Raw genomic sequence first — 20,941 nt, 5'->3', positions numbered from 1 at the left:
CCTGCCTGTTCGCACTTTCCCAGTCTGCGCGAAAGAGATTCCCTTTTCAGCTCTGTTTTGCCGACTTCGGGGAATATAGACTTGTCTCAAAGCTGGTGACAATATTGAAGGAGACGCTTCATGCAACATTCAAGGGCATTTGATTCGCCATCCTTATCATCGTATTTCGATGAAACGCGTTCGGCTGAAATCGTCAATGCTCGCATGGGTCAGGGTGCTGACGAACGGCTGCAAAAGGTCATGACGATCCTGGTCAAGCATCTGCATGCTGCGGTAAAGGAAATCGAACCCACGCACGAAGATTGGTTTGCCGCGATCCGGTTCCTTACCGAAACCGGTCAGATGTGTACCGACTGGCGGCAGGAGTACATCCTGCTGTCGGACATCCTCGGCGTCTCGATGCTCGTTGACGCAATCAATCACCGCCGGCCGAGCGGGGCGACGCCCAATACGATTCTCGGGCCCTTTTACGTCGCGAATGCACCTGAGTATGAGAACGGCGCGAACATCTGCCTGGACGCAAAGGGTGAACCTTTGGTCGTGGCCGGTCGCGTGACGGACATCGAGGGCACACCCATTCCGAACGCGAAGCTCGAGGTGTGGCAGACCAATGATGAAGGCTTCTACGACGTCCAGCAAAAAGGGATCCAGCCGGACTCGAATCTGCGCGGTGTGTTCAGCTCGGATGCCGAGGGCCGTTACTGCTTCAAGTCGGTCAAGCCGCGCCACTATCCGATTCCGTCGGACGGGCCGGTCGGAAAGCTCCTGAGCGCAATCGGTCGACATCCGAACCGGGCTGCTCACTTGCACTTCATCGTGACCGCGCCTGGCTTTGACCCCGTCATCACTCATATTTTCACACCGGATTGCCCGTACCTCGCCGAGGACACGGTCTTCGGCGTCAAGCGCGAACTCATCGCCGAATTCATCAAGATTGATGACCCGGATGCCGCGCGTGAAATCGGCTTCAAGGCGCCCTATTGGTCGGTGACGTGGGATTTTACTCTTGCGACCTCCACGAATCCGGCGCTGCCAATCGCATGATTGCGCAGCTCGCGGTAATACACGTCGTCGAACGTCCTGAACGAACTTGAACTACGGGAGAAAACTGAAATGAGCGGCAAAGATATCGAACTGATAGCGGCGTACTGGACTCTTGCCGGCGACGTCTATCCGTGTGGACCGGTTGAAATCAGTCCATTCCCGCTGCGAGAGCGCTGCGAAGCGGCATCGCGTGCGGGCTGGAGCGGCATCGGCCTCATCCTCGATGACCTGGAGCACAGCATCGAGAAATACGGGCTCTCCGGCGTCAGGAAGATTCTGGACGACACGGGCATGAAGTACTTCGAACTCGAAATTCTCATGGACTGGTACCTCGACGGCGAGGCGCGCGTTAAATCGGATACGTGCCGTCGCCGTGTCATCGAACTGGGCGGCGAACTTGGCATGCGCAATTTGAAAATAGGCGCGAACCCCTTCGATGAAAGTCCGGTCGACTTTGAACGCATGACCGACGAATTCGCGAAACTTTGCGAAGACGTGGCGAAGGTTGAAGCAACGGTCGCAATCGAGTTCATGCCTTTTTCCCGCATCCGGAATATCGCAGACGCGCTGACGATTGCTGAAGGCGCCGACCAACCCAACGGTGGCCTGATGGTTGACTACTGGCACGTAGCACGCGCAGGCACCCCCTACACCGAGGTCGCCCGAATCCCGGCGCGCTTTATCAAGGGAGTAGAGCTGGACGACGTAGGCGCGCAGGTTAAAGGGACGCTGTTCGAGGATTCAAGCTTTCACCGCCAGCTTTGTGGCGAAGGTGCAGGCGACTGCCCCGCCTTTATTAATGCGCTGCAGGAAGCTGGCTGCACGCTTCCTTACTACGGTGTGGAACTGATCTCCGAGTCGCACCGGAAGTTGCCGCTCGACGAGATGGCAAAGCGCGCCTACGACACCACCATTGCGCAGTTCTCGGCAAAAAGCGCGACTTCCGCCTGAAGCTCCCGACCCTAAACCACAAAGTATTCCTGGAGACTGACATGATTCGAATCGCCGTACTCGGCGCCGGCCGCATTGGCCGTATTCACGCCGGCAACGTTGCCGCTAGCCCGAACGCGAAGCTGGTCGTGGTCGCTGATCCTTTCGAGGAGGCAGCCACGTCGCTCGCCGAACGGCTCGGCTGCGAAGCGTCGACGGACTGCTCGGCTGTCCTCGAGCGCAACGACATCGATGCCGTGGTGATTGGCACGCCGACGGACACGCACATCACATTCATGTTGCAAGCCGTGGCGAACGGCAAGGCTGTGTTGTGCGAAAAGCCGATCGACCTGGACATGGAAAAGTCGCTCGCAGCCGCCAGCGAGGTCGAGCGCCTCGGCGGCCGCGTGATGCTCGCGTTCAACCGCCGCTTCGACCCGACGTCCCAGGCCTTCCGCAAGGCGATCGACGCAGGCGATGTGGGCGAGGTGCGCCAGGTTGTCATCTCCAGTCGCGATCCGGGCATGCCTCCCCGCGACTATGTCGAACACTCCGGCGGCATCTTCCGCGACATGGTGATCCACGACCTCGATATGGCCCGCTGGCTGCTTGGCGAAGAGCCGGTGGAAGTGATGGCGTTCGCGAGCCGGCTCGTCGACTCATCGCTCGTCGAACTCTCCGATTTCGACACGGTCATGGTGCAGCTGCGGACCGCATCGGGCAAGCAGTGCCATATCAACTGCTGTCGCGAGGCTGTGTACGGCTACGACCAGCGCATGGAAGTCTCAGGCTCCAAGGGCATGCTCCTTCAGGAGAACCTTCGGCCTTCCACAATCCGTCGCTGGACGAAGGAGGCGACCGATGTGCGCGAACCCCTGCTCAACTTCTTCCTTGAGCGCTATGAAGCTGCCTACAAGGGTGAACTCGAAGCGTTTGTCGAAGCGCTGCGTACCAATTCGCCCCTGCCGACATCGGTGCAGGACGGCCTGAAGGCGCTGCGCCTGGCCGACTGTGCGCTTGAGTCCGCGGTATCAGGGAAATCGGTCAAGGTGTAACTCATCATCAGGAGGAGACAAATCATGACGCGAAAGATCGACCCCAACGAAACGATAGGCGTGGCATGTCTTGGCGTGACCCATCCCCACACATCCGGACGGGTCAAGGCGATCCAGCGCCGCCGCGGCGCGAAGATGCTTGGCGCATGGGACACCAGTCCGCTGCTCAAGCCGTTCGTGGATGCGCTCGGCCTCGAAGCGCGGACGAAAGAAGCCATCCTGGCTGACGAGAATGTGCATGTCGTGCTCGTGCATTCGAAGAGCGAGAAGATGGCCGAGCTGACCATTGAAGCACTTGAGGCAGGCAAGTCGGTCCTGTGCGAGAAACCCGCGGGGCGCGGCTCTGCGGATGCCAAACGGATCGTCGAAGCGGTCGAGCGCACGGGCGGTCTCGTACAGGTTGGCTACTGCTGGCGCTTTGCTCCGTCGGTCGACGCCATGCAGGCAGCACTTGCGAGCGGCCGCCTCGGGAAAGTGGTGCAGGTGCGTGCGCACGGCGGTTGCTCACACGACGAGGCGGGTACGGCTCACATGACCCAGCCCGGTGATATCGGGGGCGCCGTGTTCGTCATCGGTTGCCACCTGATCGACCGCATCCTGCTGCATTTCGGCATGCCGCGAAGTGTCAACGCGCGCATCACGAAGTTCCCGAACTTCCATGGCGACGAGTCGCGCGAGGATGCCGCGGGCGCGGTGCTGAACTACGAAGACAAGATTGTGGTGATCGACTTCATGTCGTGGGACGTGCTGCCGTGGACCGAAAGCTGGGACATCACGGCATACGGCACCGAAGGCATCATGTCGTCCCGTTCGCTGCCGTCGAGCTACAAGATCTACGACGCGGGCAAGGGCGCCTATCCGCAAGGATGGACCGAATGGCAGGAAACGAGCTTCCCCGAAATATGGGCCACGAAGAAGACCGAATATTCGCCCGATATTGCTGAAATCGGCAACCCGGTTTACTTCGACCGTGAATCGGATGCCTTTTTCGAAGCGCTTCGTAACGGCACGCCATCGGTTGTTCCCGCCACGCAGGCGTACAACATCAGCCGCGTCATCGAGACCATGTTCGCTTCGTCGAAACAGGCGGGTGCAGAAATCTTTATCGGGTAGAAAGGTCGCGGCCGGCCTCCTTTTCGGGGCCGGCCACCAAATACTGGCTGCAGAAAGTCAGAAGTAAATTATGTAATCCTTATTAGGAGACAACACCATGAACATCATCAAGAACGTCGCTGTGGCCGTGGCCGCTTCGATTGCATTGTCTGCGGTGTCCGTATCCGCCTACGCGCAGGACAAGGGTGTGATTGGCATTTCGCTGCCGGACAAGACGGAATCGCGGTGGATTACCGATGGCAAGAGCATGGTCGACGCGCTGAAGGCGAAGGGCTATTCCGCCGATCTCCAGTACGCCAACTATGACGTCCCGACCCAGGTCAATCAGGTCGAGAACATGCTCGCCAAGGGCGTCAAAGCGCTTGTGATTGCGCCGATCGACGGCAAGACCTTTTCCGACACCCTGGCGCTTGCGCAACAGAAGGGCATCAAGGTCATCTCGTACGACCGCCTGATCAGCCAGACCAGGAACGTTGACTACTACGCCACGTTCGACAACTACGGCGTGGGTGTCCTGCAGGCTCAGAGCATTGTCGCTACCTGGCAGAAGAAGGGAAGCAAGACCCCGTTCAACGTTGAGGTGTTCGGCGGCTCGTCGGACGACAATAACGCGCATATGGTCTATGCCGGAGGGATGTCGGTACTGAAACCGTATATCGACAGCGGCAAGTTCGTGATTCGAAGCAAGCAGGTGGAGTTCGAAAAAGTCGCCACGCGCAACTGGGATGGCGCCACGGCCCAGGCCCGCATGGACAATCTGCTGAGCGCCTTCTATGGCAACAACAGGCTCGATGCAGTATGGACACCGAATGATGCTATCGCGATTGGCGTGATTTCCTCGCTCAAGGGTGTCGGGTATGGTTCGGCGCAACAGCTTATGCCGATCGTCACGGGACAGGATGCGGACCTGCAGAACGTCAAGGGAATCATACGCGGCGACCAGACGACGACCGTGTTCAAGGATACGCGCAAGCTGGCTAGCGTCACGGCCGATATCGTGGACGACGCGCTGACTGGCAAGCCCGTGCCTGTGAACGACACGAAGAGCTACAACAACGGCGCCAAGATCGTTCCTACGTATCTCGTGAAGCCCATCCTCGTCGATAAGGATAACTGGCAGCCGGAGCTCGTCACGAGCGGCTATTACACGCAGGCGCAGTTGAAGTGACCGTGTCTTGAACTTCGTGGGCGCCGGGCGCGCGGCAGCCGCCCGGCACCACACAGACACGCTGTGCACACGAGCAACCCGAGGAGTACGACGATGGAAACCATTCTGGAGATGAACGAAATCCAGAAGAGCTTTGGCGCGGTCAAAGCCCTGAACAACGTCAGTCTTAAAGTCCGCAAAGGCGAGATTCACGCCATATGCGGCGAGAACGGCGCGGGCAAGTCGACGTTGATGAAGATCCTGAGCGGCGTCTACCCACACGGCTCTTACGAGGGCAATGTGGTCTACGACGGTGAAGATCGTGCATTCTCGGATATCTCCGACAGCGAGCACGTGGGGATCATCATCATCCATCAGGAGCTCGCACTCGTGCCCATGCTCTCGATTACCGAGAACATCTTCCTGGGGAACGAACAGTCGAAGCGCGGTGTTATCGACTGGCAGGGATCCCGGTCCATTGCCCGCGACCTGCTGGCGAAGGTGGGTCTGACCGACTCGCCCGATACCCCCGTGGGCACGCTCGGCATCGGCAAACAGCAGCTTGTGGAAATTGCCAAGGCATTGTCCAAAGAGGTCCGTCTGCTGATCCTGGACGAGCCTACGGCAAGCCTCAACGAAAAGGACAGCGACACGCTGCTCACTCTCCTGCTGGAGCTGAAGGCGCGTGGAGTGACGTCGATCATCATTTCGCACAAGCTGAACGAGATCTCACGCGTGGCCGACGGCATAACGGTCATCCGCGACGGCTCGACCGTCGATGCGCTCGACTGCAAGGCCGAAAGTGTGAGTGAAGACCGCATCATCAAGGCGATGGTCGGGCGTGAGATGTCTGACCGTTATCCCAAGCGTGTGCCGAAGATCGGCGAGGTGATTTTCGAAATCAGGGACTGGCGCGCACAGCATCCGACCCAGCGCGAGCGCGCCGTCATCAAGGGTGTCAACCTCAAGGCGCGTCAGGGTGAAATCGTGGGCATTGCCGGTCTCATGGGTTCCGGACGGACCGAGCTTGCGATGAGCGTCTTTGGCGGAACGTACGGTCAGGACATTTCCGGAACGGTGCTCATGCACGGGAAGCCGGTAGACGTTTCTTCGGTACAGAAGGCCATCAAGGCGGGTCTCGCGTATGTGACCGAAGACCGCAAGGGAAACGGCCTGCTCCTTGACGACAACATCCAGCGAAACATCACATTGGCGAATCTCGCGGGTGTGTCGAGTCTCGGCGTTATCAACGAACACGAAGAAGCAAGGGTCGCGGGGGAATTCCTGAAGAAGCTCCGTATCCGGGCCCAGGGAGGAACCCATGTTGTGGCCAATCTTTCTGGCGGCAATCAGCAGAAAGTCGTGCTGAGCAAGTGGCTGTTTTCCGGACCCGAAGTCCTCATCCTGGACGAGCCCACGCGCGGTATTGATGTGGGAGCGAAGTACGAAATCTACAGCATCATCAATCAAGCGGTTGAAGCGGGCAAGTGCGTCGTCATGATTTCTTCGGAAATGCCGGAGCTTCTTGGCATGTGCGACCGCGTCTATGTCATGAACGAAGGCCGCTTCGTCGGCGAGTTCACCGCAGAGGAAGTCTCGCAGGAGAAGATCATGCGGGCAATCATGCGAAATGGAGGCATCTAAAATGCGTAAGACACTCTCACCGGCGGCGCCGCAGGACGCCGGGATCAAACATGGCGAAATCGTCCGGGTGCTCAAGCGGGGCGCCAGTGAATACGGACTGCTGATTTCGCTGATCGTCATCATGGCGTTCTTCCAGATGTCGACGAGCGGCGTGTTGATGCAGCCGCTCAATTTGACGAACCTGGTACTTCAAAACAGTTACATCGTCATCATGGCCCTCGGCATGCTGATGGTGATTGTTGCGGGTCACATCGACCTCTCGGTTGGTTCGACCGCCGGACTGGTGGGCGCACTCGCAGCGGTGCTGATGGTGCAGTTCAATGTCAACTACGTGCTGGCCACCGTCATTTGCATATTCACCGGTGCGTTGATTGGCGCCGTCCAGGGTTACTGGATTGCGTTCTGGCGGATGCCATCGTTCATCGTCACGCTGGCCGGCATGCTGGTGTTTCGCGGGCTGACAAACCTCGTGTTGCAGGGGCAATCCATTGGGCCTTTCCCCGACGCGTTCGCGGCTTTTAGTTCAGGCTTCATTCCCGACGTCTTTCACGGGCAGAATCTGCACATCACGTCCGTCCTGCTTGGGGCCCTGGTGGGCGTGCTCTTTTTCGTGATTGAGCTTCGACACCGCGCGAGTGCGACGAAACACGGCATGGGTAGCGGGTCGTTCTCGATGTTTGTCGCGAAGAACGTCATCCTCACCGGCCTGATTGTTTTCCTCTGCACCATCCTTGCCTCATATCGCGGCCTGCCGACGGTTCTCGTCATCATGGGCGTCCTGATTGGTGTTTACACGTTCGTGATGAACCGCACCACCGTTGGCCGCCGTGTCTACGCAGTGGGTGGCAACGCCAAGGCGGCCAGGTTGTCAGGGGTCAGCGTGCCGGCAATCAGCTTTTTCACCTTCGTGAATATGGGCGTCCTGGCTGCATTGGCCGGCCTCATCTTCGCGGCGCGCTTGAACAGCGGCACGCCTAAAGCCGGAACGGGCTTTGAACTCGATGTGATTGCAGCATGCTTCATTGGCGGTGCGTCTGCTTCTGGTGGCGTGGGGAGGGTGGTTGGTGCGGTAGTAGGCGCCTTCATCATGGGTGTCATGAACAACGGAATGTCCATCATGGGCATTGGCGTTGACTATCAGCAGGTGATCAAGGGAGTGGTGTTGCTCGCGGCGGTCTTTGTTGATGTCTACAACAAGAACAAGGCCTGAGCTTCGGCTTCTGAACGTGCAGAAAGTTGGTGCGGACGTGAAGCAGCCAATTTCAACGGCAGAGTACCTGGCGAACCCGAATGAAGCATCCATAAATAGGGATATCTAAGCAAAATTCATACGGGCTTCAGCAGTCAACACGGAATCGAGATGATTAAGCACATCGTTATGTGGGATGTTCGCGGCGAGTCGCCCGAGCAAAAAAAGGAAACGGCTCAACTGGTGAAGAGCGCCTTTGAAAGCCTGATCGGAAAAATTCCGGGTCTGGCGAAACTCGAAGTCGGGGTGGATGTGAGCGGGGTTGACTACGCCTGCGACGTCGTGCTCTACACGGAGTTCGAGGATACTGAATCGCTGGAGGCATACGCTTCTCATCCGGAACATCTGCGGGTCAAGCAGGTGATTGGGGACAGCCGTATCGCCCGGCACCAGGTCGATTACCTCTGATCCGGCGACCATGAAACAATGGGAACGATAGGGAACTCCAGTCTCATGTACCAATTTACCTACACGACGCATGCCTCGCGGGTGGTGTTCGGCGCCGGCAGCATGAAGCTCGTCCAGCAGGAAGTCGAGAAGCTGGGAGCGCGGAGGGCGCTGGTTCTGTGCACGCCGGAGCAGAGAGCGCAGGCCGAGGTTGTTTCAGGCCTTCTCGGTTCGTCGAGTGCCGGAGTCTTTGATGGGGCGCAGATGCATGTCCCCATTGAAAACGTCCGCCGTGCACGGGAGTATGCGAACGCGGTTGACGCGGATTGTGCGGTGGCGATCGGTGGAGGCTCAACCATCGGCCTCGGCAAGGCCATCGCGCTCCAGTCGGCCTTGCCGATCATCGCCATTCCGACGACCTATGCGGGGTCGGAAATGACGCCGATCTACGGGATAACCGAGGGTGGGCTAAAGCGGACCGGGCGCGACCTCAAGGTTCTTCCGAAAACGGTCCTCTACGACCCGGAGTTGTCGGTCGGTTTGCCGGATCATCTCTCGTTCGTGAGCGGCCTTAACGCCATTGCACATGCTGCCGAGGGGCTGTATGCAAAAGACGGAAACCCGGTGATGTCCCTGATGGCGGAAGAGGGAATCCGCGCGCTTGCGAATGGGCTTCGCGGCTTGAAGAAGAGCAGCAGGGACAACACGGCGCGCAGTGAGTGCCTTTATGGTGCGTGGCTTTGCGGGATGGTTTTGGGCAACGTCGGCATGGCGCTTCATCACAAGCTGTGCCACACGCTCGGCGGCACGTTCAACCTGCCGCACGCGGAAACGCATGCGATTGTTCTTCCCCATGCGCTCGCCTACAACAGCGTCGTCGCAGCGGACGCAATGACACGAATTGCGCGGGCACTCAACGTGAACTCGGCCGCAGATGGGTTGTATGAACTGAGCCAGGAACTTGGTGTGCCACGAGGGTTACGTGAGATTGGACTGAACGAGGCCGACCTCGATTACGCGTGCGAGATAGCAATGTCGAATCCATACTGGAACCCGCGTCCCGTGGAGGCTGCTCCCCTTCGAGAGTTGCTCCAGCGCGCCTGGCAGGGAAGTCGACCTTGTCCGTGAGACACCGGCAGGGCGGGATATCTGAAATAAAGGCATGTTTTGCTGTCCCCGCGGAGGACGGAGCCGCTCCTGCTGCTCTTCTCAGGCCTCGCGCTGGTCTCCACGCGTCGAATCATCAGCAGGGCTAATATTCCACCACCGCCTTCAATGCCTGTTCTGAAGCGATCATCCTGTTCACGCGCAACGCGTACTGGCCATTGAAAATTCCATAGCCGCACTCCATGACCGGCACGGAGTCCACTTTGGCGGTGACGTATTCGCCGAGGTTGATCGGAATCACGTCGCCTATGCGCATGCTCAGGAGCTTCTCGAACGTCGTCGGTATGTCGACGAGATCGACTGTCACCTCCAACTCGGCCGCCTGCAATTGCGTGGCGAGCACGCGCCCCCATCGCTCATCGACGTCAAGCGTCTCTCCCTGATGCGGTGAAAACAGCAAATCACGAATGGGCTCGATCATTGAATACGGCAGGCAAACGTGGAGCGTTCCCCCTGTCGTACCAAACTCGATGGAAAACTCGGTGACTATGACGATCTCATTGGGTGTCGCCACGTTCGCGAACTGCGTATGCATCTCTGATCGAACGTACTCCAGGGTCAGGGGGCGTACGTTGATCCACGAGGCCATGTAGTGTTCAAACACCACGTCGAGCAGCTTGCCAATGATGCGCTGTTCAGTGGCGGTGAACTCGCGCCCCTCTACACGAACGTGAAACCGCCCGTCGCCACCAAACAGGTTATCTACCACGAAGAACACCAGGTTCGGGTCAAACACAAAGAGCGCAGTGCCGCGCAGCGGTTTGACATGCACCAGGTTCAGGTTGGTCGGAATGGGGAGGTTGCGCGTAAATTCGCTGTACTTTTGAACCTTGATCGGTCCGACCGATATCTCCGCGGTGCGGCGCATCAAGTGGAAGATCCCGCCGCGCAGGAGGCGGGCGAAGCGATCGTTGATAATTTCAAGACCTGCCATCCGGCCGCGCACTATCCGCTCCTGGGCGGACAGATTGTAGGGACGCGGGACCGACGAAGAGGTTTGCTCGACAACCGTGTCGGTCTCGCCGGTGACGCCCTTCAGCAGCGCATCGACCTCCTCCTGAGACATGAATTCTTCGTGGCCCATTCCCGCCCTTTGATTTGATTGGTCGCGATTTTCTAAAACGGTACTTTGTCGCTTCGGGGTAAGGCAGGTCCCTTTTGCAGCACGTCCTTAATTCAATGCGCTGCCGGTCCTTCATATGCAGCGTAAGCCGAGCTTAGCCTAGTGCAGGAATCGCAAGGCCGCAAAGAGAGGCGCGATTGTGGCTTAGTTCACCGCCTTGGGCGGCCATGCGGGTGTTGTGCTCCGCTTGGCGGAAATACGTGGGTATGGCGGACAACCAGACGCCGAGCCCTCAAGGGCGCCTCATAGGGAAAACCTGAGGGGTCTTAAGAAAATCAAAAATCAAGCTGCCGGACTATGTGTCGTTAACACATATGAAGCAATGGTTAAGTGGCAAACGTCTGAACAATGGAATTTGAAGTTCGACTAACGCTTGCTTACGGAAGAAAGCTGCGTCATCAACTATATCGAAGCGTGCTCCGAACAATCGGTCATGCTGCACAGAATCGAGGCGAATCAGATGAGTAGTTCCCAGCATGACGTTGAGCAACGGACCAACCTGGCGGGAAACAACCGCTTCGAACTGCTCCTGTTCCGCCTTGGCGAAGCACCCAACTCGACGCAGCGCGAACTGTACGGCATCAACGTGTTCAAGGTGCGGGAGATCATCGAGATGCCGGCCTATACGGTCGTCGCAGGCGCGTCGGACAACATCCTCGGCATTGCTGATATTCGCGGGCAAATCATTCCTGTCATCGACTTGCCCAGGCTGACGGGTTGTACACCGAAGGGAAAACCACGCATCCTGCTCGTCACGGAGTTTGCCAGGACGACCCAAGGCTTTGCGGTCGAAGAGGTCGATGACATCGTGCGGCTTGAATGGGATCAGGTGCTGTCTGCGGAGGCGCATTCGAGTGGCAAGACCGTGACCAGCATCGCACGTCTCGATGGAAACGTAGACGGCTCGCGTCTGGCTCAACTGCTCGATGTCGAGCAGATTTTGCGCGACGTGCTTCCGGGAAGCGAGCCGGACATTACCGAGGCTAGCGTCGGCCGCGTCACTATTGCGCGGGGCGCCAAGATTCTCGCCGCTGATGATTCGGGTGTAGCGCGCAGCTTGATTGAGCAGAGTCTGACTGCAATGGGCTTGCCGTTCATCATGGCGAAGACGGGGCTCGAAGCGTGGAACATGCTGGACGCAGCCGAAAAACGCGCACAGGCATCGGGGCGCGCAGTCAGTGACGAAATCGCACTCGTCTTGACAGACCTCGAGATGCCGGAAATGGATGGCTTCACCTTGACTCGCAAGATCAAGGGTAACGCCGCGCTCCGATCGATCCCGGTCGTGATCCATTCGTCGTTGTCGGGATCCGCCAACGAGGAACACGTGAGAAAAGTGGGCGCCGATGCGTATATCTCCAAGTTCGTCGCGCACGAGCTAGCCACGGTGCTGCGTGAAACGCTGGGGCATGCTGTCGCAGCCTGATTCGAGGCTCTGGTCGCTGGAAGAACAGGAGTGGTGTTTAACGGAGTCCGTGGTTATTTCCGCCTTGGCGAGGCGACTCCCTGGCACGTAGCCGATCGCGCAACGGTGGCGCCGACCGCCAGGACGGCGCTCAGAGCCGTCTAGCCCATGGGTCTCAAGGTTTAATAGCAGCGGCCGTTAATCAGAATATCTAAAGCAGGCCGGCCATCGGTTGTCAGGTGGCGCCGCTCATTCATTCCGCATATCACCGGCAATACCATGAAGAAGCGCTTCAGTAACGGGCGGAGGTCGTTACGCGCCGCATCACTGACGGCGATAGCACTGGCCTGCATGACCAGCGCACGCGCTGACGACGCGCCGAACGCCTCTGCCTTGCCAGGCATGTTTACGCTAAGCGGCTTCGGAACGCTTGGGATGACACATTCGAGCCTCGATAGCGCTGACTTCATTAGCACGGCGTTCGAGCCGAACGGCGCCGGACATAGCCGCACCTACGACTTCGCCGATGACACCAAGCTCGGCGTACAGCTTATTGGCCGCTTTACCGACAAGCTCTCCGCGGTCGTTCAAGTCGTGTCCCAGCACCGTTACGACAATACGTTCGTGCCGCAGATCGAGTGGGCAAACCTGAAATACGCCTTCACACCGGACTTCAGCGTGCGCATCGGCAGGATCGAACTGCCGACGTTCCTGAACTCCGACTATCGCGATGTGGGCTATGCGAATCCGTGGGTACGCGTGCCGGCCGAGGTCTATAACACCGTGCCGATCACGAATAGCGACGGCGCCGACCTGTCGTATCGATTTCGCCTCGACGACGTGGTCAACACGGTGCGGGTGCTCTACGGCTATAGCGCTTTTCACGTGAATCCGGGAATGATCAGGACCACGGGTACGGGCATCGTAGGCGCGTTCGATACGATTGAATATCGCGATTTCACCGTGCATTTTGGCTTCCTGCATGCCGATGTGAAACTCGCCGTTCTGGAGCCGAAGCTGCCTGCGAACGTCTACAGCATGGCCGTTGATTACGACCCAGGGCCGTGGTTCGTGCAAGGAGAACTCGCACGCGTCACCGTCGACCAGCTCACCCCCGGCTACATGAGTGGCTACGTGACCGGCGGCTACCGGATCAACAAGTTTACGCCGTTCCTGACGTATTCCGAATCACACTCGCTCGGACACGCCACCCTCGTTCCGAACTACAACATGGGGCAAAAAGACATCTCGGCCGGGGTGCGCTGGGACTTCATGAAGAACATGGACCTGAAGGTTCAATTCGATCACGTCTGGCTGCCCGCGAATTCGACAGGCTCGTTCACCAACCTCCAACCGAATTTCCAGCTCGGCAGCGGCACCAACGTGTTCAGCGCCGTTCTCGACTTCGTTTTCTGATCGGAGCCTTCGTGGACATCGCCAACAAACACGTCAGGGTCGTTCTTTTAGGCTTGGTGCTTGGGTTGACCTCCCAGGCGTCGATGGCCGAGCTGGTCGTGGTCGTATCCGCCTCGAACCCGCTGGCCGAACTCAGCGAAGGCCAGGTGGCGGATATTTTCCTCGGTCGCACCGCCTATTTTCCGCACGGTGGCGCGGCCGTTCCGCTCGACCTGGCAGAAGACGCCGCGACCCGCGCAGAGTTTTACAGGAGGGTTACAGGCAAGTCGGCGGCGCAACTGAAAGCGTACTGGTCGAAGCTGATCTTCACAGGGCAGGGCCAGCCTCCGCGTGAACTACCGGATGCCGCAGCCGTAAAAAAAGCGATCGTCGCCAAGCCGGATTCGATCGGCTACATCGACAGGAGCGAACTGGACGCCAGCGTCAAGGCAGTGCTGACGCCTCACTAGTCGCACGCCGTCCCTGGCAGTCACGGGGCGGCACGTCGACACACGAAACCTGGATTGTATGCGCAGCCTTCTCGAATCAAACGCCCAGTTCGTATCAAGCGGCCCGTACGGCCGTTTGATCGGATTGGGTATGGCGCTGCGTCCCGTTCTGCGACGCCTGCTCGAAGCCTATGTCCTGTTTCCGCTGTTCGCAGCAATGCTGCTGGTGCTCACCTGGACCACCGTTATCCATCTGATCAGCGCAGAAAACGTCGCTGCCCAGGGTGCAGCGGCGGAGTTGAGTCGCGAACTCGCTGATACCTACCAGGCGCAAATGGTGCGCAATCTGGTCTTTATCGACCAGACGCTAAAGACGGTCAAATACGCCTACGAGATGAAAGGGGCCGCAGGATTGCCGGAGCTTCGGGACAAGGGGCTGCTTCCGCCAGCCATCGTGTTCAAGGTGGCAATTGCCGGCACTGACGGCCGGATAGGCGCCGCAACCCGGCCTCAGGCGTCAGTGACGGTAGCGGACGAGCCTTATTTCCGGACGCAACGCGATCGTGTCGATGATGCCCCAATGCCCTTCGTGAGCGAGGTCACGCGCGATCCCGTCACGGGGACCCCCGAAATTACCTTCAGCCGCCGGCTGCAGAACGCGGCCGGCGCTTTTACCGGTGTCGTCATTCTCTCTGTAGACCCCGGCTATTTCACGAGCAGCTATGACTACGCACGGATGGGCAAAGAGGGCGTGCTGGCCTTGCTCGGCACCGATGGCGTCATGCGTGCCGAGCAGGTGGGTGAGCAACAGTCGTGGGGCGAGCGCCTCTCTTTGACTGCCGTGCGCGCGGCCGCCGCAGCATCAACCGGTATGGCCTCGATCCAGCCCTGGGATCACGGGGTGCCGCGCTACACAAATATGCGCACGCTGCACGGCTTTCCGCTGATCGCGATGGTGGGTCTCGGCCACGACGAGCAGGTCGCGCAGCTCCGTCGGCACCGGCGTGGCTATCTGCTGTGGGCCGGCGGCGGCAGCGTGGTGCTGGTCATGCTGGCGTTTGTGCTGAGCCGCTTGAGCTGGCAGCTGGCTGTCAGCCGGCAGCGCGCGCGCCGGGCGCAGGAGACCTACTACGCGGCGTCGGAGGCCAGTCTGGACGCCTTTTTCGTCTTTCGTAGCGAACGTGGAGCTAACGGCCAGATCGTCGATTTTTCGCTTACCGATACGAATCGCCGGGGCGCCGAACTGTCAGGCAGGCATCGTGGCATGTTAGTCGGTCAGTCGCTCGATGTTGCGTTTCCTCATTGTCGCGATGACGGCATGTTTGACAAATTGGTCGGCGTCGCGCTGACGGCTGCTGTCGAGGAGCACGAATGGATACACGAGAGACCCGGGATGTCATCGGTATGGCTGCAGCGGCAGGTCGTGCGGGTGGAAGACGGCGTGGTTGCGATCGTGCGCGACATCAGCTCGCGCAAACGCGCTGAAGTCAGGCGCGCGGAGCAGAACCGGGTGTTGGAAATGATCGCCACCAGCACGCCGCTCGAGGAAGTCCTCTCCTATGTGACGCGGCAGCTGGAGTCGCAGATCGCAGGTTCGGTGTGCGTCGCGCTCCTGCGCGACGAAGACGGCCAGCACCTGAAGCTGGGCGCTGCGCCTAGTCTGGCCGAGCACTGCCATAAGCAGATTCATGGCTCGGTGATTGGTCCAGACGCGGATCCGGGCGGTCGCGCGATTCATTTGCGCCAGCCCGTGTACATCTCGGACGTGACACAGGACGCGAGCCTGCTCCAGCAGATGGAAGGCTACGGCATGCACGATCGTGGCGCCTGCTGGGCGCTGCCGATTTTGTCACACGACGGCAGCGCGCTTGGCGCACTGACGCTATTCGTCCGGGATCCTCATGAACCAACAGCCGGCGAGGCGCATGCCATTGCAATGGCGACCCGTATTTGCGGCATCGCGATCGAGCGTAGCCAGGCAGAGGAACGCATCCGCCACATGGCGAATCACGACGCGTTGACGGGCCTTCCCAATCGCACCTTGCTCTCGGATCGTCTGAATCAGGTTTTGCTGCATGCGCAACGCTATCAGCGCGGCGTGACGGTGGTGTTCATCGATCTCGACAATTTCAAGCTGATCAACGACAGCCTCGGTCATCGCGCCGGTGATGACCTGTTGAAGACGGTGGCCACGCGCATGGTGCGATGCGTGCGACGCACTGATACCGTGGTGCGGCTCGGCGGTGATGAGTTCGTGATCGTCCTGTTCGACCAGGCGCAGAACAACGGAGACATAACGGCGGCCATCGAGAAGATTCGCGACACGATTCTCGAACCGATCGAACTGAACGGCCAGACCTTTCAAGTCACATGCAGCATGGGGCTGGCAAGTTATCCGAACGATGGCACTGACGCCGAAACCCTGCTGATGAACGCTGACGCGGCGATGTATCGCGCAAAAGAGATGGGCCGCAATAACTACCAGTTGTTCACTGCAGAGATGAACATCAAGGTGCACGACAGACTGCGCCTTCAGGAACAGTTGCGGCATGCGCTGGCGAATGACGAATTCCGGCTGGTGTATCAGCCGCAGGTCGATTTACGCACGAATAAGATTTTCGGCGTGGAGGCGCTGTTGCGGTGGGATCACCCGACCGAGGGTCCGGTCGTCCCAGCCACGTTTATTCCGCTGGCTGAGGAAACGGGGCTGATCGTCTCGATCGGCGACTGGGTGCTGCATACGGCATGCTGTCAGAACAAGGCCTGGCAGGACGCAGGCATGCCGCCAATGACCATGTCGGTCAACGTCTCGGCGCGGCAGTTCCAGCAGAAGGAATGGGTCGCACGGGTGGCGCATGCGCTGAGCGTGAGCGGGCTCGACGCTCAGTATCTCGAGCTCGAGCTGACCGAGAGCCTCATCATGCAGGATCTCGACGGCGCGGTCGCTACGATGACCGAGTTGCAGGCCATGGGAGTGCGGTTGTCTATCGATGACTTTGGAACCGGGTATTCGAGTCTCAGTGCATTGAAACACTTTCCGATCGTGCGCCTCAAGATAGATCAGTCGTTCGTGCGGGACCTGCCTGATGGCGAAGACAATCGCGCCATCGCGCGGGCCGTGATCTCACTCGGGCGGCAACTGAATCTCAAGGTTATTGCCGAAGGCGTCGAAACGGAAAGGCAACTTGATTTCCTGCGTGACAACGACTGTCACGAAATCCAGGGCTATCACTACAGCAAGCCTATCTCGCCGAGCGAGCTGGAACGACTGGTCAGGGAGCCGTTTAGCTGGCCGGCGGATGTGGGCGGCGGAGAGGTGCCTCGATAGGGGGTGTCGGGTTAGGGCGTTCGCGATGCGTTGACGGGGGCGATAAGTGTTAGTCTTTGCCCGCAGACGGATGTTGTTCAGTAAATCGAGTGTAAGGACAAAGTCCCGTCGGGTCTTCATTCAAGACCTTAGTCTTTGTCAGAACCGAACTTAGAAATGAGTTATTGGGTGATACAGCGCCACACGGGTTTTGACCAGATTCAGCTTCAGCATATTCACGCCGTTCGCCGCTGCCGGCACGCGATTAAAGCGCCCATCTGCTGTTGAAGTGCGATGTTTAGTGCTCCGGCGACCAAGCTTGCAGTTTATAGGGCACGCATTGATGAGGTCGAGGACATAGTTCGTTTTCTCCAATTCCTGCAGCGAGCGGTTGAATCGGAACCCGACGTAATTCAAAGTTCCATTGTCGAGTCTTAACTGCACGTCTCAAAAACGCACCATATTTATTTCGACTGGCGCCTGCTGCGGAAAACTACGGATCCGAACCGGCATACGATTGGCTTAACCCTATAGTTTGCCCCGCTATATGCCGATAACAACGGGAAGTTCATCCCGCTACCTTTTCGGACATCAAAGGCCTGGCTATGAGGATCCTGCACGCCCGTATCGACCTGGCGCACGTGTTCGCTGACATTTCGACCAACCTCCTCATATCGCTGGCGACGGCGGGTTCGATGTTGCTGCTTGCTCTCACGACGGAAAAATGTGTGCCGCACGCGCGACGGCCGTCATGGGAACACGCGTGGTTCAACATTCGCTATACGGTCGTCCAGCTCGGGATAATTGCCGGGCTTAGGCCCTTCCTGCTTGGTTTTCCATTAATGTTTACCCGCGCACTAGATGTGGGTTATATCACCTTCGCCCCCGGCGCTCTCGGCTGGTCGTGTGCTTTCCTCGCAGTGCTATTGATGACAGATCTCCTGGAATATCTGTTTCACCGGGCGCAGCATACGTTCTCGGTTTTGTGGAGGATGCACGAGTTGCACCACAGCGCCGAGCACTACGACGTTACGCTGAGTTATCGGCATTTCTGGTTCGAACCGTTACTCAAGATGACTTTGCTGTATCCACTGGTCGGCCTTGTATTCAACGTGCCGGCGACCGTCGGGATGGCGGTTGGCACTGTCTTCCTGGTAAATCATCACCTTGCGCATATGAACTGGCGCTTTTCTCCTCGACGCTTCTCTTTGTTAGTCAGTCATTCGCAATATCACCGCCTGCATCACTCCAGAAACGAGCGCGACTACAACAAGAATTTCTGCGACTTGCTGCCGCTTTGGGACATTCTTTTCGGCACGCTGCGGCAACCGGCGCGCGATGAGTTCGTTGACGTGGGACTCGGCTCGGGTGCCGCGCCGCATAACCTCATGCAGGCGCTGTTGTGGCCATGGCGGCGCAATTAGCAGGGGGCGGCGTGCGCCAACAGAAACTATGACACGTAAATCGCGGCCTTGATTTTAGTAAACAGTTTGAACGCAAGGCGACATTCGAAAGTTTGCTTGAATTTATGTTTCGAGTGATTTTTGCCGATTTGAAATTTAGGGATTGGTATTCCTAAAGATGCATCCGGGGTTGCCGTTAATAAGTGTACCTACACCCCGTCCGTTGCAAACGAGTACAAGCAGTCCCGGGGTCGTGGGTAGCGGCCTGCGATTAAAAAAGCGAGTCGTTACTTCGTAACCACACCTTACTTTTTCGTATAGGAAATACTAAAAATGTCCAAATTTCTGAAAGTGTTTGTTCGCAATGAACGTGGCGTCAGTGCGATTGAGTACGCAATTATGGCCGGCATCGTGGTAGTCGCCCTGACCGCCGTCGGCACTGCGTTCAACACCAGCTTAGGAAATCTATTCACCTCCCTCTTCACGAAAATCAACACTGCTGCGGGTACTGGCGCCTAATCGTTCGAGTTCGGGAATTCGGCTTCCTGTCCGAATTCCCGCCCCTCCACGTCCCATTTTGCCGACCATCATGCAGCTACTGTCTCTCGTCATTCGCCTCGCCGTACTTTGTATGCTGTTATGGCTGGCGGTGATCGACGTTCGTTCGCGACGCCTGCCGACCAAACTCGTGCTCGCAGTGGGTGTTCTCTTCTTCGCCGACGCCCTCGTCCTTCGCATCTCGCTCGGTGACGTTATCTTGCATCTCGCCATGGCTCTTGTGGTCTTTTTCGTCTGCGCCGGACTGTTCGCCGCGAAGATGCTCGGCGGCGGCGATGCGAAGCTGGCTGCAGTGATTTTCCTTTGGGCCGGCTTGCATCTTTCCTGGCCTGCCTTAACCCTTATTTCCGTGGTCGGCACAGTCGTGGCCATGATCAGTCTTGCCACCCAAAACATTGACCCGCATCACCGTCTGGCGACCATGCGGGCGCTCGCCATGTTTTCGGGCGCGCGCGGCGTGCCTTACGGCGTGGCGCTTGCTGCGGGCGGCGGCACAGTGATCGTGCTGCCTGCGTTGCTGCCTTTGATTCTGACGCGATAGGACGGAGCCCCTATGTCGAAAATTATTAAGATTGCGCTGCTCCTCCTAGGCGCTCTCCTGATCGCTCTAATTGTGCGCACGGTCATTGCGAGCGTTTCGCACCCGTCGTCGCCCACGGCGAACACGCAAAAGGTTCGCGTGAGCGCTGCCGATCTTCCACAAGGCCTTCTTCTGCGCGACGACGACCTTAGCTGGAAGAACGTGCCAGTGGCTGAAGTGCCGCCTAACGCGATCGTCGCCGATACCCCCAACGCCATCGAACTGAAAGGCGCGCTCCTGCGTCACCCGGCGCTGAGTGGAACGGTGCTGGTTCCAGAGGATGTCATCCTGCCGAGCTCGCCGGGCTTTCTTGCGGCGACGCTCAAGCCCGAGATGCGCGCTATCTCGGTGGCAGTCGATGACGTGTCCGGTAACGCGGGCCTGATCCAGCCGGGCGACTACGTCGACCTTTTGCTCACCCAGCAAATGGATCGCCGTACGGACTCTCCTGACCTCGCCGTTGCGAGCGAGACGGTGGTGCAGCAAGTGCGGGTCCTCGCTGTCGGCTCGGAGATCAGCCGGCCCAAGACGAGTGATGCTCCAGATGCGAACAGTCGCGCCCGCACCGTCACGCTGGAAGTGACACCGCGGATGGGGGAGGTGGTCTCGGTGGCGGCGCGCCTGGGTAGCCTGTCGCTCGCGCTGCGCAGCTTTGCAACCGCTCGGCGCGACCCCGATACGACCACTGCAGAGCCGGTAGTGGCCGCCTCGCAGGGAGCGCCCGTCTGGGCGGGAGACATCTCGCGGGCGGTGCGCGAACTGCCTAAGTCACGCGTCCAGCAGGCGAACACTATGAGCGCTCCGTCTGCGCCGGCCGTACCGCGCGCGGTGGTCATCTATCGAGGTTCGGATTCGAGCGATTCAACGGCGACCAGTGCACAGGGAGGCGGTGGCGCGACAAACGGCCCACCTCCGCTGCCGTCAGTCGCTTCGGCGCATTAACGCCGTGAGCAAGCCGGTGGACCTGTCCATTCATCAGGAAAGT

The 20,941-nt window shown here is 58.8% G+C and carries 19 protein-coding genes; 17 read left to right on the top strand and 2 right to left on the bottom strand.

Going from position 1 to position 20,941, the window contains the following annotated elements:
• The first annotated feature begins 120 nt into the window (after positions 1 to 120).
• From ACSOSP_RS20405 to ACSOSP_RS20365, 9 genes are all read left to right on the top strand, one after another.
• Entirely contained in the window at positions 121 to 1,044 is a 924-nt protein-coding gene (locus tag ACSOSP_RS20405; protein ID WP_455312716.1) for an intradiol ring-cleavage dioxygenase, read from the top strand.
• A gap of 69 nt (positions 1,045 to 1,113) precedes the next feature.
• A complete protein-coding gene (locus ACSOSP_RS20400; protein WP_455312714.1) occupies positions 1,114 to 1,995 on the top strand; it encodes a sugar phosphate isomerase/epimerase family protein in 882 nt (293 codons plus the stop codon).
• A 41-nt stretch (positions 1,996 to 2,036) separates the two neighbouring features.
• A complete protein-coding gene (gene iolG / locus ACSOSP_RS20395; RefSeq protein WP_455312713.1) occupies positions 2,037 to 3,029 on the top strand; it encodes an inositol 2-dehydrogenase in 993 nt (330 codons plus the stop codon).
• A 24-nt stretch (positions 3,030 to 3,053) separates the two neighbouring features.
• Positions 3,054 to 4,142: a Gfo/Idh/MocA family protein gene (locus tag ACSOSP_RS20390; RefSeq protein WP_455312712.1), complete on the top strand. Its 1,089-nt coding sequence runs from the start codon at positions 3,054 to 3,056 to the stop codon at positions 4,140 to 4,142.
• A gap of 97 nt (positions 4,143 to 4,239) precedes the next feature.
• Positions 4,240 to 5,310, top strand: a complete 1,071-nt coding sequence (gene chvE, locus ACSOSP_RS20385) for a multiple monosaccharide ABC transporter substrate-binding protein (RefSeq protein WP_455312711.1) — start codon at positions 4,240 to 4,242, stop codon at positions 5,308 to 5,310.
• Between the two features lie 93 nt (positions 5,311 to 5,403).
• Positions 5,404 to 6,933, top strand: a complete 1,530-nt coding sequence (mmsA, locus tag ACSOSP_RS20380; RefSeq protein WP_455312710.1) for a multiple monosaccharide ABC transporter ATP-binding protein — start codon at positions 5,404 to 5,406, stop codon at positions 6,931 to 6,933.
• Between the two features lies 1 nt (position 6,934).
• Entirely contained in the window at positions 6,935 to 8,143 is a 1,209-nt protein-coding gene (gene mmsB / locus ACSOSP_RS20375; RefSeq protein WP_455312709.1) for a multiple monosaccharide ABC transporter permease, read from the top strand.
• Between the two features lie 150 nt (positions 8,144 to 8,293).
• Positions 8,294 to 8,590, top strand: a complete 297-nt coding sequence (locus tag ACSOSP_RS20370) for a Dabb family protein (RefSeq protein WP_455312708.1) — start codon at positions 8,294 to 8,296, stop codon at positions 8,588 to 8,590.
• A gap of 45 nt (positions 8,591 to 8,635) precedes the next feature.
• A complete protein-coding gene (locus tag ACSOSP_RS20365) occupies positions 8,636 to 9,697 on the top strand; it encodes a maleylacetate reductase (RefSeq protein WP_455312706.1) in 1,062 nt (353 codons plus the stop codon).
• 124 nt (positions 9,698 to 9,821) lie between these two features.
• On the opposite strand, the gene fliM is transcribed toward ACSOSP_RS20365, so the two are convergent.
• Complete coding sequence (gene fliM / locus ACSOSP_RS20360; protein WP_455312705.1) at positions 9,822 to 10,820, bottom strand: flagellar motor switch protein FliM; 999 nt, start codon at positions 10,818 to 10,820, stop codon at positions 9,822 to 9,824.
• Positions 10,821 to 11,319: 499 nt separating this feature from the next.
• Here fliM and ACSOSP_RS20355 point away from each other — a divergent pair, with 499 nt between their 5' ends.
• The gene (locus tag ACSOSP_RS20355; protein ID WP_455312703.1) at positions 11,320 to 12,285 is read left to right on the top strand and encodes a chemotaxis protein; all 966 of its coding nucleotides are present in this window, start codon (positions 11,320 to 11,322) and stop codon (positions 12,283 to 12,285) included.
• A gap of 161 nt (positions 12,286 to 12,446) precedes the next feature.
• Here the strand turns inward: ACSOSP_RS20355 and ACSOSP_RS20350 are convergent, their stop codons facing one another.
• Positions 12,447 to 12,668, bottom strand: coding sequence for a hypothetical protein (locus tag ACSOSP_RS20350; RefSeq protein WP_455312702.1), 222 nt, complete (start codon positions 12,666 to 12,668; stop codon positions 12,447 to 12,449).
• Positions 12,669 to 12,699: 31 nt separating this feature from the next.
• Here ACSOSP_RS20350 and ACSOSP_RS20345 point away from each other — a divergent pair, with 31 nt between their 5' ends.
• The 7 genes from ACSOSP_RS20345 (at position 12,700) to cpaB (ending at position 20,898) form a co-directional block, all read left to right on the top strand.
• A complete protein-coding gene (locus tag ACSOSP_RS20345) occupies positions 12,700 to 13,680 on the top strand; it encodes a hypothetical protein (protein WP_455312700.1) in 981 nt (326 codons plus the stop codon).
• A gap of 11 nt (positions 13,681 to 13,691) precedes the next feature.
• A complete protein-coding gene (locus tag ACSOSP_RS20340) occupies positions 13,692 to 14,129 on the top strand; it encodes a phosphate ABC transporter substrate-binding protein (protein ID WP_455312699.1) in 438 nt (145 codons plus the stop codon).
• 58 nt (positions 14,130 to 14,187) lie between these two features.
• Positions 14,188 to 17,436, top strand: coding sequence for a bifunctional diguanylate cyclase/phosphodiesterase (locus ACSOSP_RS20335; protein ID WP_455312697.1), 3,249 nt, complete (start codon positions 14,188 to 14,190; stop codon positions 17,434 to 17,436).
• Between the two features lie 674 nt (positions 17,437 to 18,110).
• Positions 18,111 to 18,839 carry a sterol desaturase family protein gene (locus tag ACSOSP_RS20330; RefSeq protein ID WP_455312696.1) on the top strand — a complete coding sequence of 243 codons (729 nt, stop codon included), beginning with the start codon at positions 18,111 to 18,113 and terminating at the stop codon, positions 18,837 to 18,839.
• A gap of 312 nt (positions 18,840 to 19,151) precedes the next feature.
• A complete protein-coding gene (locus tag ACSOSP_RS20325; RefSeq protein ID WP_455312695.1) occupies positions 19,152 to 19,337 on the top strand; it encodes a Flp family type IVb pilin in 186 nt (61 codons plus the stop codon).
• A gap of 70 nt (positions 19,338 to 19,407) precedes the next feature.
• Positions 19,408 to 19,917: an A24 family peptidase gene (locus ACSOSP_RS20320; RefSeq protein WP_455312694.1), complete on the top strand. Its 510-nt coding sequence runs from the start codon at positions 19,408 to 19,410 to the stop codon at positions 19,915 to 19,917.
• Positions 19,918 to 19,929: 12 nt separating this feature from the next.
• The gene (cpaB, locus tag ACSOSP_RS20315) at positions 19,930 to 20,898 is read left to right on the top strand and encodes a Flp pilus assembly protein CpaB (protein WP_455312693.1); all 969 of its coding nucleotides are present in this window, start codon (positions 19,930 to 19,932) and stop codon (positions 20,896 to 20,898) included.
• Positions 20,899 to 20,941 lie beyond the last annotated feature (43 nt).

It is taken from the genome of Caballeronia sp. KNU42 (genome assembly GCF_053760385.1).
This window is presented reverse-complemented; position numbering and strand designations above follow the sequence as displayed.

What these genes read in the sequence shown, in the direction of transcription:
- iolG (WP_455312713.1), top strand. Translation starts at nt 2,037, where the DNA reads ATGATTCGAATCGCCGTACTCGGCGCCGGCCGCATTGGCCGTATTCAC.
- ACSOSP_RS20335 (WP_455312697.1), top strand. Translation starts at nt 14,188, where the DNA reads ATGCGCAGCCTTCTCGAATCAAACGCCCAGTTCGTATCAAGCGGCCCG.
- ACSOSP_RS20355 (WP_455312703.1), top strand. Translation starts at nt 11,320, where the DNA reads ATGAGTAGTTCCCAGCATGACGTTGAGCAACGGACCAACCTGGCGGGA.
- mmsA (WP_455312710.1), top strand. Translation starts at nt 5,404, where the DNA reads ATGGAAACCATTCTGGAGATGAACGAAATCCAGAAGAGCTTTGGCGCG.
- ACSOSP_RS20325 (WP_455312695.1), top strand. Translation starts at nt 19,152, where the DNA reads ATGTCCAAATTTCTGAAAGTGTTTGTTCGCAATGAACGTGGCGTCAGT.
- fliM (WP_455312705.1), bottom strand. Translation starts at nt 10,820, where the DNA reads ATGGGCCACGAAGAATTCATGTCTCAGGAGGAGGTCGATGCGCTGCTG.
- ACSOSP_RS20345 (WP_455312700.1), top strand. Translation starts at nt 12,700, where the DNA reads ATGACACATTCGAGCCTCGATAGCGCTGACTTCATTAGCACGGCGTTC.
- ACSOSP_RS20320 (WP_455312694.1), top strand. Translation starts at nt 19,408, where the DNA reads ATGCAGCTACTGTCTCTCGTCATTCGCCTCGCCGTACTTTGTATGCTG.
- ACSOSP_RS20370 (WP_455312708.1), top strand. Translation starts at nt 8,294, where the DNA reads ATGATTAAGCACATCGTTATGTGGGATGTTCGCGGCGAGTCGCCCGAG.
- cpaB (WP_455312693.1), top strand. Translation starts at nt 19,930, where the DNA reads ATGTCGAAAATTATTAAGATTGCGCTGCTCCTCCTAGGCGCTCTCCTG.
- ACSOSP_RS20400 (WP_455312714.1), top strand. Translation starts at nt 1,114, where the DNA reads ATGAGCGGCAAAGATATCGAACTGATAGCGGCGTACTGGACTCTTGCC.
- ACSOSP_RS20390 (WP_455312712.1), top strand. Translation starts at nt 3,054, where the DNA reads ATGACGCGAAAGATCGACCCCAACGAAACGATAGGCGTGGCATGTCTT.
- ACSOSP_RS20365 (WP_455312706.1), top strand. Translation starts at nt 8,636, where the DNA reads ATGTACCAATTTACCTACACGACGCATGCCTCGCGGGTGGTGTTCGGC.
- ACSOSP_RS20330 (WP_455312696.1), top strand. Translation starts at nt 18,111, where the DNA reads ATGTTGCTGCTTGCTCTCACGACGGAAAAATGTGTGCCGCACGCGCGA.
- chvE (WP_455312711.1), top strand. Translation starts at nt 4,240, where the DNA reads ATGAACATCATCAAGAACGTCGCTGTGGCCGTGGCCGCTTCGATTGCA.
- mmsB (WP_455312709.1), top strand. Translation starts at nt 6,935, where the DNA reads ATGCGTAAGACACTCTCACCGGCGGCGCCGCAGGACGCCGGGATCAAA.
- ACSOSP_RS20350 (WP_455312702.1), bottom strand. Translation starts at nt 12,668, where the DNA reads ATGCCTGGCAAGGCAGAGGCGTTCGGCGCGTCGTCAGCGCGTGCGCTG.
- ACSOSP_RS20405 (WP_455312716.1), top strand. Translation starts at nt 121, where the DNA reads ATGCAACATTCAAGGGCATTTGATTCGCCATCCTTATCATCGTATTTC.